This is a genomic window from Oceanobacillus sp. M60 (assembly GCF_053839645.1).
Genome location: NZ_JBSSNH010000002.1, coordinates 348,567 through 361,878, shown reverse-complemented (window position 1 = coordinate 361,878; position 13,312 = coordinate 348,567). Strand labels below are relative to the sequence as shown.

At 39.4% G+C, this 13,312-nt stretch carries 16 protein-coding genes and 1 other annotated feature; of the genes, 12 read left to right on the top strand and 4 right to left on the bottom strand.

What is annotated here, in order from left to right; all coding sequences use genetic code 11:
* Positions 1–18: 18 nt before the first annotated feature.
* Positions 19–867 carry an ATP-grasp domain-containing protein gene (locus ACW0TQ_RS05985; protein ID WP_256704754.1) on the bottom strand — a complete coding sequence of 283 codons (849 nt, stop codon included), beginning with the start codon at positions 865–867 and terminating at the stop codon, positions 19–21.
* Positions 864–1,760 carry a RimK family alpha-L-glutamate ligase gene (locus ACW0TQ_RS05980; protein WP_042534400.1) on the bottom strand — a complete coding sequence of 299 codons (897 nt, stop codon included), beginning with the start codon at positions 1,758–1,760 and terminating at the stop codon, positions 864–866. Before ACW0TQ_RS05980 ends, ACW0TQ_RS05985 begins: the two co-directional genes overlap by 4 nt.
* A gap of 205 nt (positions 1,761–1,965) precedes the next feature.
* On the opposite strand from ACW0TQ_RS05980, the gene ACW0TQ_RS05975 reads away from it, so the two are divergent.
* From ACW0TQ_RS05975 to minD, 8 genes are all read left to right on the top strand, one after another.
* On the top strand, positions 1,966–3,222 hold the full coding sequence (locus ACW0TQ_RS05975; RefSeq protein WP_042534398.1) for a bifunctional folylpolyglutamate synthase/dihydrofolate synthase: 1,257 nt from the start codon (positions 1,966–1,968) through the stop codon (positions 3,220–3,222).
* Positions 3,223–3,339: 117 nt separating this feature from the next.
* Positions 3,340–4,200, top strand: a complete 861-nt coding sequence (locus ACW0TQ_RS05970) for an SPOR domain-containing protein (protein ID WP_368901240.1) — start codon at positions 3,340–3,342, stop codon at positions 4,198–4,200.
* Between the two features lie 352 nt (positions 4,201–4,552).
* Positions 4,553–5,239: a RadC family protein gene (gene radC, locus ACW0TQ_RS05965; RefSeq protein WP_084612981.1), complete on the top strand. Its 687-nt coding sequence runs from the start codon at positions 4,553–4,555 to the stop codon at positions 5,237–5,239.
* 292 nt (positions 5,240–5,531) lie between these two features.
* Complete coding sequence (locus ACW0TQ_RS05960) at positions 5,532–6,569, top strand: rod shape-determining protein (protein ID WP_042534394.1); 1,038 nt, start codon at positions 5,532–5,534, stop codon at positions 6,567–6,569.
* A 15-nt stretch (positions 6,570–6,584) separates the two neighbouring features.
* Entirely contained in the window at positions 6,585–7,466 is an 882-nt protein-coding gene (mreC, locus tag ACW0TQ_RS05955; RefSeq protein ID WP_042534393.1) for a rod shape-determining protein MreC, read from the top strand.
* Positions 7,463–7,987: a rod shape-determining protein MreD gene (mreD, locus tag ACW0TQ_RS05950; RefSeq protein ID WP_042534391.1), complete on the top strand. Its 525-nt coding sequence runs from the start codon at positions 7,463–7,465 to the stop codon at positions 7,985–7,987. Before mreC ends, mreD begins: the two co-directional genes overlap by 4 nt.
* Before the next feature lie 113 nt (positions 7,988–8,100).
* The gene (minC, locus tag ACW0TQ_RS05945; protein ID WP_042536291.1) at positions 8,101–8,787 is read left to right on the top strand and encodes a septum site-determining protein MinC; all 687 of its coding nucleotides are present in this window, start codon (positions 8,101–8,103) and stop codon (positions 8,785–8,787) included.
* Positions 8,780–9,574 carry a septum site-determining protein MinD gene (gene minD / locus ACW0TQ_RS05940; protein ID WP_042534389.1) on the top strand — a complete coding sequence of 265 codons (795 nt, stop codon included), beginning with the start codon at positions 8,780–8,782 and terminating at the stop codon, positions 9,572–9,574. The genes minC and minD overlap by 8 nt, the downstream gene beginning before the upstream one ends.
* Positions 9,575–9,630: 56 nt before the next feature.
* On the opposite strand, the gene ACW0TQ_RS05935 is transcribed toward minD, so the two are convergent.
* Together ACW0TQ_RS05935 and ACW0TQ_RS05930 are read right to left on the bottom strand one after the other, a co-directional pair.
* Positions 9,631–10,497 carry a M50 family metallopeptidase gene (locus ACW0TQ_RS05935; RefSeq protein ID WP_052485080.1) on the bottom strand — a complete coding sequence of 289 codons (867 nt, stop codon included), beginning with the start codon at positions 10,495–10,497 and terminating at the stop codon, positions 9,631–9,633.
* Positions 10,481–11,269, bottom strand: a complete 789-nt coding sequence (locus tag ACW0TQ_RS05930; RefSeq protein WP_042534387.1) for a M23 family metallopeptidase — start codon at positions 11,267–11,269, stop codon at positions 10,481–10,483. The genes ACW0TQ_RS05935 and ACW0TQ_RS05930 overlap by 17 nt, the downstream gene beginning before the upstream one ends.
* A 299-nt stretch (positions 11,270–11,568) precedes the next feature.
* Positions 11,569–11,643, top strand: a sequence feature (ribosomal protein L21 leader region).
* A gap of 15 nt (positions 11,644–11,658) precedes the next feature.
* Between ACW0TQ_RS05930 and rplU the strand changes: the two genes are divergently transcribed.
* The 4 genes from rplU (at position 11,659) to ACW0TQ_RS05910 (ending at position 13,310) form a co-directional block, all read left to right on the top strand.
* A complete protein-coding gene (rplU, locus tag ACW0TQ_RS05925; RefSeq protein ID WP_042534385.1) occupies positions 11,659–11,967 on the top strand; it encodes a 50S ribosomal protein L21 in 309 nt (102 codons plus the stop codon).
* A gap of 16 nt (positions 11,968–11,983) precedes the next feature.
* The gene (locus ACW0TQ_RS05920) at positions 11,984–12,313 is read left to right on the top strand and encodes a ribosomal-processing cysteine protease Prp (protein WP_042534383.1); all 330 of its coding nucleotides are present in this window, start codon (positions 11,984–11,986) and stop codon (positions 12,311–12,313) included.
* A 14-nt stretch (positions 12,314–12,327) separates the two neighbouring features.
* A complete protein-coding gene (gene rpmA, locus ACW0TQ_RS05915; protein ID WP_042534381.1) occupies positions 12,328–12,618 on the top strand; it encodes a 50S ribosomal protein L27 in 291 nt (96 codons plus the stop codon).
* Between the two features lie 158 nt (positions 12,619–12,776).
* A complete protein-coding gene (locus ACW0TQ_RS05910) occupies positions 12,777–13,310 on the top strand; it encodes a Spo0B domain-containing protein (protein ID WP_455725414.1) in 534 nt (177 codons plus the stop codon).
* The last annotated feature ends 2 nt before the right edge of the window (positions 13,311–13,312 follow it).

Below are 13,312 nucleotides of genomic sequence, written 5' to 3'. Positions count from 1 at the left end.
ATGCTATGAGACAATTTCTCATAGCATTTTTTCTTTTATATACGTTACATATTCTTCTAATATATTGATATCGCTGAGTTTGCTCAACGTACGCGAACCAACGGCGTCTTCAATTTCATTAAATATAAATTCTCCATTTTCCGTGAACATAAAATCAATACCGGCAAGGCCGAAATCATAAGCATTTATAATTGTTTGAACGATACTTTTTTCTGTTTCATTTAACGTATACAGAGATGCTGTTCCGCCAAGAGAGTAGTTTGCTCGAAAATCGTTTAAGTTCTCACGTAAAACAGCTGCTATAATCCTTGTACCAATCACGAACACGCGTAAATCCTTGCCCGGCTGAATATGTTGAGAAGACTGAAGTACATAGTCTTCGGTCAGGCTCTGGCGGTATGCTTCCCATTCTTTTTGGCTATGAAGCATCGCAACCTGCTTTCCTCCTTTCCCATTAGCTGTTTTGGCAACAAAAGGGAAGTTAAAAGGCAAGGAGGGAGGGGCCATCTTTCCGGGGAAAAAATAGGTTTCCGGAACAGGAATACCTAGTTGCTGGATAGCGAGATAGCCATATGCTTTATGATTAAATGTTTCTGAGATTATAGAGTGATTAAATACGGTAATTCCCATTTGTTCTAATTGTTTATTGAGCAGAGGTTCCATTGTCCGGATAACTGCGAAATCTGCACAGATTTCTTCTCCATTCGCATAGATAACCTGTTTATTTTGATTTATGCCAATCGATAGATCTTCCCTGATCAATAATCTGAGATAGATGGATTGCTTTTTAGCTTCATCTATAAACCAGTCGATATAGCTTTTATTTCTTATTGAATCTGCTTTCGTATATATCAGCCATCCATTCATCGGGAAAGCTCCTTTTTTATATAAGTTATCATGTAATCAGCGGCGTTGACGCCCGTACACTCATAAAGATTGCGGATATGTGCATTCGCATTTATTTCACAAATCAGCAGTTCACTGTCTTGGCCAAACAATAAATCGACACCGGCAAAATCAGCTCCAATGGCTTTAGCTGCTGCTACAGCCAGCTTTTCTGTATTCTCATTAAGGGGAAAGGGCAGCATTTTGCCTCCATTAGTTACATTTGCCCGAAAATCTACTTCGTTTTGCCGTTCCACAGCAGTTATCGCTTTGTCACCAACTACCTGAACGCGAATATCCCTGCCTCTGCTTTCCTCTATATAACGCTGAAATACGAAGGGGCGCTCGCCAATATTCGAGATAATATCTGTTAAGCTCTGTTGATTGTCGATTAAATGAACCTGTTCACCAAAGGAGCCATATGCTTCTTTCACAATCAGCGGAAATCCAAAATGATTGATTATTTCCTGGATATAGTCGGATGGCAGATTATCTGCATGATATTTTTTAGGAGCAATAACCGTTTCCGGAATAGGAAGCTGATTTCTCATGAGCATTTGATAGGTGTAGATTTTATCGTCGCTGATTTCGATAGCAAGTGAACTATTAAAGACACGAACCCCCAACTGCTCCAGCTGTCTTGCCAGATAAATATCCTTGTCGATAAAAAAAGCAAAATCAGGCAGTTTATTATGGTTTGGTATAGGTGACACCGTTCCATTTTTCGGGCATAATAAAGTTAAAACCGCATCATTTTTTAAACAAATGGTTTTCATTTTTTGTTTTGCAGCGGCTTCTTCAATCATAGTTGCATAATCGATAAATTTATCCGTTGCGATACTTCCATTAATAATAATCCAGCCAGTATAATTCAAAGTTGTACATCCTTTCTGCTAAAGGGTGAAAATTTAGCTATTGGTCAATTTCTCCTGATAACCTTAAGGCAGTCACTGAGGAGATGAAGCGGCCACTTCCCTGTATAAAAAAATTTTTAGCTGTATGTAATATAGCAGGGAAAAGCACAGACGCTTATGCTGTGATAATTAGTATACGATGAAATAGATAAAGGAGGAAAGAAAGATGCGTACGAACATCCATGAATTTTTTGAAAAACGTCAGCAGCTTGGTGTACAGCCTGGACTAGACCGGATAGAAGCATTATTAGAAGCTTTAGATCATCCGGAGAAGAAGTTTACTTCGGTCCACATTGCCGGTACAAACGGAAAAGGGTCCACAGGAGCTTTTTTGCAGGCTGCTTTAAGAGCAAATCGTTATCGGATTGGAACCTTTACATCACCGAGTTTAAACGGTTTAACCGGGTTTATCCTTTACAACGGGGAATTTATTTCAGAAGATGTATTTGCAGAGTTGTTTGAGGAAATAGAACCGGTCATTGAACAAATGGATCGAGAAGGCAAACCGCCAAGCCATTTTGAAATTATGACAGCAATGGCATTTTTATATTTCTCCAGAAATGTTGATATAGCTATTATTGAAGCTGGTATGGGCGGAAGAGACGATACGACCAATGTGATACAACCAGTTTTATCCATTATTACCACGGTTTCCAAGGACCATACTGCTTTTTTGGGAGATACACTTGTGGAAATCGCAGCGCATAAAGCTGGAATTATAAAACCTCATACTCCGATTATAACAGGGGTAGAGGGAGAGGCACTCACTCCAATTGTTAATGAAGCAAATAAAAATAGAGCAGTATTATATCGTTTTGGGATGGACTTTACGATGGAAAATATCCAGATAGATGAATTTGAATGGAAAAACCTTGGCTCACGTTACCGAGTAAAGCTTCGGACAATTGGATTACATCAGCATCATAATGCTTCCGTAGCGATACAGGCGTTAAAAGTGTTAAAAAATCGATTCGGTCATCTGGATATGCACACGTCCATCGAAGCAATCCAAAAAGTGACCATCCCCGGCAGAATGGAAAAGATTCATGATAACCCGTTTATTCTAGTAGATGGTGCTCATAACGAAGCAGGAGTAAGAGCTTTTATTAAAACTGTGAGAGCTATTTATCCAAGAAGAAAAGTACATGTACTGTTTGCAGCTTTTAAAGATAAGGATATAGAAGAAATGCAGCGTCTGCTGGCAGATGTCTTTCCAAACTTATATATAACATCGTTTGATCATCCCCGGGCAGCTGCCCTAACCGATTATCCGCTGCAAGATAAGGGAGAGCAGGTCGAGGACTGGCAGGCATGGATGAAAGAAAAAATAAAAACGTCAATGGCACCGATCCTGATAACAGGTTCCTTTCATTTTGTTGATTATATCCGTTCTTTTGTGAAGTCACTTGAAGCGTCTGAATAGAGGGAGGATTATTAAGAAAATTGTAGAACGATTATAATAGATAGTGTCATGATTCGCCTTACTTTTTACAAGGGCTGTGCTAGAGTGAAACAAAACTGGCACTGGAGGGCTGGATGAATGACAAAACATAAACTGCATAGAATAAAAGATACGAAAGGTACTTGGACATACAAAGTCCATATATCCTCCAAAGATGATAGTGCAGAAAGAACATCGGCAGCAACGCTGGAGAACGAACCAGAAGAAACAGACATCACCACGCTGACAGCCGTTAAAGGCACGAATAAGGGAAAATTAAAAAGAAATCCTGTATGGAAAACAATCCTGATTAGTGGGGGAAGTGCTGTGCTTGTCGGTACCTTGATTGGTTTTTTAATTTTCCGGATGTTTCTGCAGGTTGATACACCGACAAGTGCTGAAAATCCATCCCAAACAACCCCAGCGGTAACGCCGGCAGAAAAAGAAGAAGCCAGTCCAGATGTTATTGCTGTCACACTCGCTTCGTTAGAAACCTATATCCTTCAAGCAGGTGTTTTTTCAGATCAAGAAAATGCTGACCCATTAATCGCCAGCTTGAAGAATTTAAATATTCCATCTGTATTTTTTGACAGGGATGGGGAGTTTTATCTAATGGCAGGAGTTGCATCGTCAGAGGATGCTGCACAGGCTCTTGCTGCATCCCTTTCCGATAATCAAGCAGAGCTTTATGTGAAGGCATGGGGAACGCAGACAAAGGACATAGAAATGACCGAAGCAGAAAGGGAATGGATCACAGCGTTTCAAGCTTTTTTTGAGGAGCAGCTTCAGCAGACAGAGTCCAATCAGCCGATTCCTGAGGAAGAGATAGCTGCTCTAGTGGACAAGGCTCCTGCAGAGACTGTGGCGATTGATGAATTATTAAGCAGCATAACCGAAATGCAAGGAGAGCCTTCTTTTTACCAATTGTTGACCTGGATGAAAATCTATGACGAATTATAGGGAGCAGACGTTATAAAACCCTTAGAAAGCTGGATTGAGATGCCCGCTTTCTAAGGGTTTTATAATGAACTGTTGATTTTACATAAAATTTATTTTTATAGTAGTACAAGGTTATCAAAACAACAATTTTTTATTAGAAAACAACGATTATTACTAGATAATTCTTATTGAAAATGGATAATTGTCAAGTTGTAGGAAAAGTGTGTTCTCGCTATGATATAAAGGAAACTTCATTCAGCGAAAGTTTTATCTCCGTTGAAGAAGGAACAAAGGCTAAGTTTACGCCGTCTCCGGGACATTTGTGACCAACAGCCAGTTGAACTGCAATAAATAAACGAAAGGCGGGATACCCGTGGCAAAACCAATTTTTATACGAGATTTACCTACAGAAGACAGACCGAGGGAGCGTTTGTTAAAGCATGGAGCGGATAAGTTGAGCAATCAGGAAATACTTTCTATTCTAATCGGCAGCGGCTCTAAAAATGAACCTGTCCAATTACTAGCAGACCGTATTTTGATGCATTTTGAAGGAATTAAACTGCTAAGAGATGCCACCGTGGAAGAATTGACAGCGATTAAAGGGATTGGAACGGCAAAAAGTTTAAATATACTGGCTGCCATTGAGCTTGGAAAGCGAATCAGCAGCTATAAGCCGGTGGATGCCTATGTAATCCGCTCTCCAGAAGACGGCGCGAATTACGTTATGGAAGAGATGCGTAATTTATCACAGGAGCATTTTGTAGCGCTTTTTTTAAATACTAAAAATCAAATCATTCACCGGCAGACTATCTTTATCGGTTCGTTGAATGCTTCTATCGTCCACCCCCGTGAGCTGTTCCGGGAAGCTGTAAAACGGTCAGCCGCCTCCATACTAGTTTGCCATAACCACCCCTCCGGAGATCCAACCCCCTCACAAGAAGATATTCTTGTTACAAAGCGTCTTGTCGAATCTGGAGATATCATTGGAATAAAGGTTATTGATCATTTAGTTATTGGGAATGAGTGTTTTGTTTCATTAAAACAAAAAGGATACTTATAAATACTATCTATTTTAGCGTTTTTTTCGTATAATTATATTTGGAATTAATTTTCAGCGCCATTTTTCGGAAAATATAAAAGTGGCGCTTCTTAGAATTGTATAAAGTATCACTCCATTCTGCAGGGCGGTTCTTTTCATCCCCTGCAAACGAAGCTTTACTGCGAAAGGAATACATTCTAGAGTGCTGATATAAAACGAAATTGCCTTCCAAGGGAATTTTACGGATGGCTATCCGTGATAGAGGAACAGCTAAAAATTAATATTTGATGGAAGAACGGAAAGGATGAAATTTATGGGGATATTTAACTTTTCACAGGATTTAGGAATTGATTTAGGAACAGCAAATACATTGGTTTATGTAAAAGGTAAAGGAGTTATTGTCCGGGAGCCTTCTGTTGTAGCTAAAAATTTGGAGACTGGGGCCGTCGAGGCTGTTGGAAGTGATGCAAGAATGATGATTGGGCGTACACCCGGAAATATTTCTGTTGTCCGCCCGATGAAGGATGGGGTAATTGCAGATTACGATACTACTTCCATCATGATGAACTACTATATGAAAAAAGCAATGAAGAAACGTTCTCTTTTTGCTAAGAAACCTAATGTAATGATTTGTGTTCCATCTGGCATCACCATGGTGGAGGAACGGGCAGTTATTGATGCAACGAAGCAAGCCGGTGCGAAAGAAGCCTATCCGATTGCAGAGCCCTTTGCAGCGGCAATTGGAGCAGGGCTTCCTGTCTGGGAACCGACAGGAAGTATGATCGTTGATATCGGCGGAGGAACGACGGAAATCGCTGTTATTTCATTGGGAGGAATTGTAACGAGCAGCTCCATTCGAATTGCAGGAGATGATATGGATGAAGCGATTATCTCTTACATAAGAAAAAAATATAACCTAATGATTGGAGAAAGATCCGCTGAATCGATTAAAATGGATATAGCAGCAGCGAAAAAAGGCATTGTTGGAGAAGAACGGGATATTAGAGGGCGTGATTTGTTGACGGGATTGCCAAAAACAATTACAGTTACATCGGAAGAAATTTCTGGAGCTTTGGATGATAATATTGATGCAATTGTGAATGCTGTCAAAACAACATTGGAAAAAACGCCGCCAGAATTATCGGCTGATATCATGGATAGAGGAATCGTCTTATCCGGAGGCGGTGCTCTATTAGAAAATCTGGATAAAGTCATTAGTGATGAAACGAAAATTCCTGTATTTGTTACAGAGGAACCATTGGAAAGCGTGGCAATTGGAACTGGAAAATCACTAGATTACATCGAACAATTCCGTTCAGCTCCGAGTGTGTCTTCACGCGCGTTAAATTAATAAGTAGGTGTTTGTATGAATTTTTTTCGAAGCAAGAAATTATTTATAATCCTTATCGGATTTATTGTACTCGTCGTATTAATAGGATATTCTCTAAACAATCGCGGACATTTAAACGTTGGTGAAAAGATTGTCAGTGATGCCGTGGGGTGGGTGCAGAATGTTGCACAGGCTCCAGTAACGTTTGTCACTGATATTGCTTCCAATATCAGTGATTTCAAGACAACATATGAAGAGAACCAGGTATTAAGGGAGCAGCTTTCTCAACAAAAAAGTGTAGCCTATGACCTGCAAAATCTGGAAGAAGAAAATGAAGAGCTGCGTTCCATGATTGATATGACGGAAACAGCTCGAGACTATGAACCAATCTATGCAACAGTGATTGCCCGTTCGCCGGAGCAATGGGTTAATCAGGTAACCATTAATCGCGGAGAGAATGACGGGGTACAGGAAAATATGGTTGTGCGTACAGCTGAAGGAATGATTGGAAAAGTGCTTCATACATCAGGGGGTACGGCCACGGTACAATTACTGACAGGTTTTGACGAGTTCAACCGTGTTTCTGCAACTGTATTGAGAGAAGACGACAGTGATATTTTTGGAATGATAGAAGGGTTCGATGAAGAGACAGAGATGCTCTTATTCCGCATTATTGAAGAATCGGATACAGATATCGAGGAAGGAGATACCGTATATTCCTCAGAACTTGGCGGAGAGTTTCCTGCTGGCATAACCATTGGTGAAGTAAATGAAGTAGTTGCCGACCAATATGGATTGACCAGAATCGCAATGGTCGAACCGGCGGCGGATTTATTTGACATCCGCAATGTTATTGTTGTGAACCGTTCTATTGACCAGCCGGAAGACGATGTTGAAGAAGGGGATGACGAGTCTTGACTAGACGTGTGATATTCCCTTTGATTCTGTTCGTCGTCATGGTACTCAGCGGCGTGGCTTTAGAGCTTTTACCTCAACAGTTATTAATGGGTACATATATGATTGTGCCGCACTGGCTGTTTATTATGCTCATTTACATTGCCATATTCTACGACCGTAATGATACTTATTATGCTGTTTTATATGCACTTATTTTTGGATTGCTTTTTGATATTGTGTATACAGGTATTTTAGGTGTTTATATGTTTTCTTATGCACTGGTAATTTACATTGTCCGCGGTTTAAAGAAAATGCTGCAAGGTAACTTTTATGTGCTGTTAATCCTTTCCGCTTTTGGAATAGCTTTGGCTGATCTAAGTGTCTATACGGTTTTCACTGTGATTGGATTAGCAGATATGCCGATAGAAGTATACTTATTGAATCGATTAGTGCCTACTATTCTTTTGAATCTTTTATTCCTGGTATTAATCTATCCGCTAATAATAAAACCGATACGGAAATGGGGAAGAGAATTAACCTGATCTGACCGTTTGAAATAAATCTGTTCAAACGTATATTTATGAAAGAGCGGCGGACTCTGCTCAGTCAGTAATCTGCTTTTATGCTGGCTGTAGAAAAAAGAGGTGAATATATCGTGCAAGAAACCAAACCGACCATCACGATTAAAGGGACAAGAGATGGTTTGATTTTATTTATAGATGAAAATTCTTCTTTTGAAGAAATTGTCCAAGATTTAATCAAAAAGCTTGATGAAAGCAGCCCGAAAAAAGAGGAACCTGTAGTTTCTGTAAAAGTAAAACTCGGACACCGTTATTTAACCGAGGAACAGCGCAATCAATTAAAGAAAATTATTGAAGAGAAGAATCGTTTCCAGATTGAAGCAATGGAATCCGAAGTTATACCAATCAAAGATGCAAAAACTTGGCTGGATCAGAGTAAATTAAAAGTAGTTAACCAGATTGTCCGATCTGGACAAGTTCTTGAAACAGAAGGCGATTTGCTGCTGATTGGTGATGTGAACCCTGGAGGCAGAGTAAGAGCCAGAGGAAACATCTATATCATGGGGAACTTATTAGGAATTGCACATGCTGGCACAGAAGGGGACCAAGAAGCTTTTATAGCTGCTTCTTATATGAAACCGGCACAGCTTCGAATTGCAGAATATATCAGTCGGGCACCTGATTATGAAGCAGATGGAGTATACATGGAATGCGGAATCATTGATCCGGATCAGAACAAGATTGTAATTGATTCTATCAAAATACTTTCTAAACAGAGAAAGGTGATTAGCGCATTTGAGAGGAGAATGAATAATGGGTGAAGCGATTGTAATTACATCCGGGAAAGGTGGAGTTGGTAAAACAACGACAACTGCAAATATTGGGACATCTTTAGCATTAATGGATAAAAAAGTTTGTTTAATCGATACAGATATCGGCCTTCGTAATCTCGATGTAATTATGGGGCTGGAAAATCGTATTATTTATGATATTGTTGACGTTATTCAGGGACGCTGTAAGCTGCAGCAGGCTTTAATCAAAGATAAACGTTTTGATTACCTTTCTTTACTTCCTGCCGCACAGACAAGCGATAAGTCATCTGTCACCACAGAGGGAATGAAAGAGATCGTGACAGAATTAAAGCAAGAATACGATTATATCATTATTGATTGTCCGGCAGGTATTGAACAAGGCTTTCAAAATGCCATTGCTGGTGCGGACAGAGCGATTGTAGTCACAACACCTGAAAATTCCAGTGTACGCGATGCAGATCGAATTATCGGATTGATTGAAAAAGAAGATATGATCGAACCGCCGAGACTCGTCATTAATCGAATCCGTAATCATATGATGCAGAATGGCGATATGCTCGATGTAGACGATATTGTTCAGCTCTTAGCAATTGATTTAATTGGGATTGTAGCGGATAGTGAAGAAATGATTAAAGCTTCTAATAAAGGAGAACCCATTGCGCTGCATCCAAATTTTAAATCCTCTATCAGCTATCGCAACATAGCCAGAAGGATTTTAGGCGAAACCGTTCCGCTTCAGTCGCTCGAGGAAGAAAAAAGTTTTATGCAAAAGGTAAAAGCATTCTTTAAAATATAATAATCTTATAAATAAAACATCCGCTGCGGAAGTACCGTGGCGGATGTTTTATTTATTCAGTAGCCAGTAAAAGCTTCTCCAATCGTTTTTCGATAAGGTCTCTCATTAAAATAGAAATCCAAGCATTCATTATCCTCCACAGAAATGCGTTCTCTATCAGGGTATTCAATATAAATAGTATGTTTTTTTTCACGATGAAACCGGGCTAATACATCCAAAAAGCTATCTTGAGGAGAGGCATAAATCGGTTGGATAGCACGTACAAAATGTCCGCTCTCATATCTCTTTAAAAGGAAACGGATAAATACATAAAAGCGATATTTCCATTCTTTTCGATTTTCATGTATTAAAAAGAGCCAAATAAGAAAACTGCTCAGTGTAAATGGAAAGAAAAGAAGCTGAGCGAGAATAATCAGGGCACAAATTACTAAAGAGCTGATGATAGTTACATAATACGCCTTTTTAAAGGTTAAGAAAGTAGTTAAAGCTAAGAAAACAAGTTTTCCGCCATCCAGCGGCCAAATAGGCAGCAAGTTAAATAAGAGGATGATTGTATTATAATAAAGAATTAATCCGTAGTAATAGTCTGGTATCATTCCAAAGGAAAATGCGCTATAAAGGAAGCCAAATATGAAAACTTGTACCATCGGACCTGCCAGTATAACAATTACTTCTTCACGGACGGGGCGAGTCCCGTGTTCATCTGTCTTCATGACGCCGCCGAAAGCCCAAAGAATAATAGCGGAAATTCGCCATTTAAAGGAAGAAGCAGCAATATAGTGCCCTAATTCGTGAAGAAAAACAAGGCTGAATATAATAGCAAGTTCAGTAAAAGAACCTGTTAAAAAGGAAATGACAAAGAATATCCAAAGAATCGGATGTAGATGAATAAGCTGTACGGAATTTTTAAGGCTGTTGATCAACCAGAATCACCTGCTCAGGATCAATATATTGGTTTTCTTGCTCAATTGCGAAAAAAACAGATGAACTTTCGCTTTCCATTTCCATTCCTGAGGTTCCCAGAACTTGCCCATTGGCAATATGCTGATATAAATGAACCTCGATGGAATCTAAAAAGCCATATTGTGTCGTGGTTCCATCTGCATGCTGAATCTTGACTGTTTTTTCTGTGGAACGGTCGTTGCCGGCAAACACAACAATACCTTCTTGGACAGCTGCTACATTTTCTTCTCCCTCCGGTTCAATATAGATGCCTTGCCCATTTTCATGGAAATGCTCTGAAATGATGCCGTTGACTGGAAGATACCCTGCATCGTTGGTTACTTCTTCTGAAACTGTACTCGGCCTGAATGACAGGGGAGCACCAAATGCATCAGAATACCATGCATTTACTTTTGCAAAAGGAAATTGATTCGTTAAAGTGGAAGTAAGCCACTCTTTAGGCTGTTGCATAAATGGCCTGTCTATTTCTGTAACGAATGCGGTCCCCAGAAACAGTGAAACGGACAAAAGAGCCTTCACAGCAATACTGGTAATACGGGAATTGTTCTCAGGACTTGCTGAATTTGTATGGCTGGCGGATATAGAAGGATAAAAACCGTGAGACTCTTCCATTTCCGGTAACGCGTTACTTTGCAGATAATCTTCTTGCTGGCTCCGATTTGTTCGATTTAATCCTTTTGCTTTTTGACGCATTTCAATGGCTTTGCGAATTCTTTTTAAGTTTTTATCCATACATCTCACAATCCTTTATAGCGTGGTGTGATTCATTATATGTGGAACAAGCTGTATATATGAGTAAATGGAAGAAAGATAAATGACAGACTGTGCAGGCTGAAGATGATTGATATTTATCCCTTTATCAACGGATATATCGCAGTGTAATTAAAGGTAAGGTTCTTGCAGAAGGATGCATTATTTTATATAATTTGAAAGACACTCCGTCTAAATGGACGAATATAAAGGTATTTTTTAAAAAAGGTTGACAATGAAACCTGTAAAATGATAAGATTTATCTGTTATGCAAAGTAGCACCCGTGCTACAACCGCGCAGAACAGGTTTTAAAACTGCTGTCTGCAGTACCTGAATGGCGAGTCTGAGTTTAAAGAGGAGGTGCATATAAATGTACGCAATTATTGAAACTGGTGGTAAGCAAGTTAAAGTAACTGAGGGACAAGAAATTTATGTAGAGAAAGTTACTGGTGAAGTGAATGACACGGTGACTTTTGAGAAAGTCCTATTCGTCGGCGGAGACGATGTGAAGGTTGGTGCTCCATATGTGGATGGCGCATCTGTAACAGCTAAGGTTGAAAAACATGGCCGTCAAAAGAAAATTGACGTTGTGAAGTTCAAGCCTAAAAAGAACTATCATCGTAAACAAGGTCATCGTCAACCATATACGAAACTTGTAATCGATAAAATCAGCTTATAAGGATCTGTTGTTCATAATGATTCAGGTAACGGTTTTTCAATCTGACAATCAGGTTACAGCATTTAAACTTACTGGACATGCAGAGAGTGGTCCTTATGGGTATGATCTTGTCTGTGCAGGAGTTTCAGCTGTGACATTTGGTGCTGTGAATGCAATTATGAAGCTATGTGAGACAGACCTCGATATTGATCAGGGAGCTGACGGCGGTTATCTTGCTGTGAAGCTTCCAACAAATATAAGCTCCGAAAAACTTGAAAAAATACAGTGGCTGGTAAAAGGGATGATTGTCTCTTTAGAAACCATTGAAGAAAGTTATGGGGAGCATATTGAACTGAAATTTTCATAAGGAGGTGCATTTTCATGTTACGTCTTGATTTACAATTTTTCGCATCTAAAAAAGGTGTAGGTAGCTCAAAAAACGGTCGTGATTCAGAATCAAAACGACTTGGATCTAAACGTGCTGATGGACAGTTTGTAACTGGCGGTTCTATCCTTTATCGTCAACGCGGTACAAAAATTTATCCAGGTGAGAATGTTGGCCGCGGCGGGGATGACACGCTTTTTGCTAAAATCGATGGTGTTGTGAGATTCGAACGCTTCGGTAGAGATCGTAAAAAAGTCAGTGTTTATCCTGTAGCTAAAGAAGCATAATGCTCGGATAACAGTATAGTTAAGAAACGAACAAGACAGGCTGTCGAGATAATCTCTCGGCAGCCTTCTTTGATTTCTAAAGTATAGCCGGATTCTGCTGTTTACGACTTTTGATTTCCTCTGATTTCTGCTATACTCAATTTTAATGAGGTGAAGGAATGGACGAAAAGGAGACAGTTGGTTTAATCCAGAAGTATCGACATGATCTAATGAACCGATTACAAATTGTTTCCGGTTATTTGAGTATGGGAAAAGCAGATAAAGCAAAAAAGAATTTAGATGATGTAATCAAGTTTTATGAAGAGGAACGAAAACTGATGCGGTTGAATGCTGATGCATTTATGATCTGGGTATTGCGGTTTCAGGATAACTACCCTTCTTTTGCATTAACCTATCGTATAGATTTGCTGGAATCAATGGAAAAATCCATTGACGGGCAAAAGCTTCTCTCTGCTTGTGAAGCATTATTAGCTGTTTTATCAGATGCTGCAGAAGCGTTCCATGTGCACGAACTCTTTCTCCATATGAAAGAAAAAGAAACCCATTGGGAAATCGGGATGAATATAAATGATGTCGTACTTGAGAAAATAAATATGAATAACGTAGAAAAACAATATGGGATTTCTATGACGAATGAAAAAGAACAAACAAGCTTTAATTGGAAAATAACAAAGGAAGAAAGAGGTGAATAGCC

Bases quoted from the DNA above. Each gene is read 5' to 3' on its own strand.
- ACW0TQ_RS05985 (WP_256704754.1), bottom strand. From the start codon at position 867: ATGAATGGATGGCTGATATATACGAAAGCAGATTCAATAAGAAATAAA.
- ACW0TQ_RS05975 (WP_042534398.1), top strand. From the start codon at position 1,966: ATGCGTACGAACATCCATGAATTTTTTGAAAAACGTCAGCAGCTTGGT.
- ACW0TQ_RS05970 (WP_368901240.1), top strand. From the start codon at position 3,340: ATGACAAAACATAAACTGCATAGAATAAAAGATACGAAAGGTACTTGG.
- ACW0TQ_RS05960 (WP_042534394.1), top strand. From the start codon at position 5,532: ATGGGGATATTTAACTTTTCACAGGATTTAGGAATTGATTTAGGAACA.
- mreC (WP_042534393.1), top strand. From the start codon at position 6,585: ATGAATTTTTTTCGAAGCAAGAAATTATTTATAATCCTTATCGGATTT.
- minD (WP_042534389.1), top strand. From the start codon at position 8,780: ATGGGTGAAGCGATTGTAATTACATCCGGGAAAGGTGGAGTTGGTAAA.
- ACW0TQ_RS05930 (WP_042534387.1), bottom strand. From the start codon at position 11,269: ATGGATAAAAACTTAAAAAGAATTCGCAAAGCCATTGAAATGCGTCAA.
- rplU (WP_042534385.1), top strand. From the start codon at position 11,659: ATGTACGCAATTATTGAAACTGGTGGTAAGCAAGTTAAAGTAACTGAG.
- ACW0TQ_RS05920 (WP_042534383.1), top strand. From the start codon at position 11,984: ATGATTCAGGTAACGGTTTTTCAATCTGACAATCAGGTTACAGCATTT.
- rpmA (WP_042534381.1), top strand. From the start codon at position 12,328: ATGTTACGTCTTGATTTACAATTTTTCGCATCTAAAAAAGGTGTAGGT.
- ACW0TQ_RS05910 (WP_455725414.1), top strand. From the start codon at position 12,777: ATGGACGAAAAGGAGACAGTTGGTTTAATCCAGAAGTATCGACATGAT.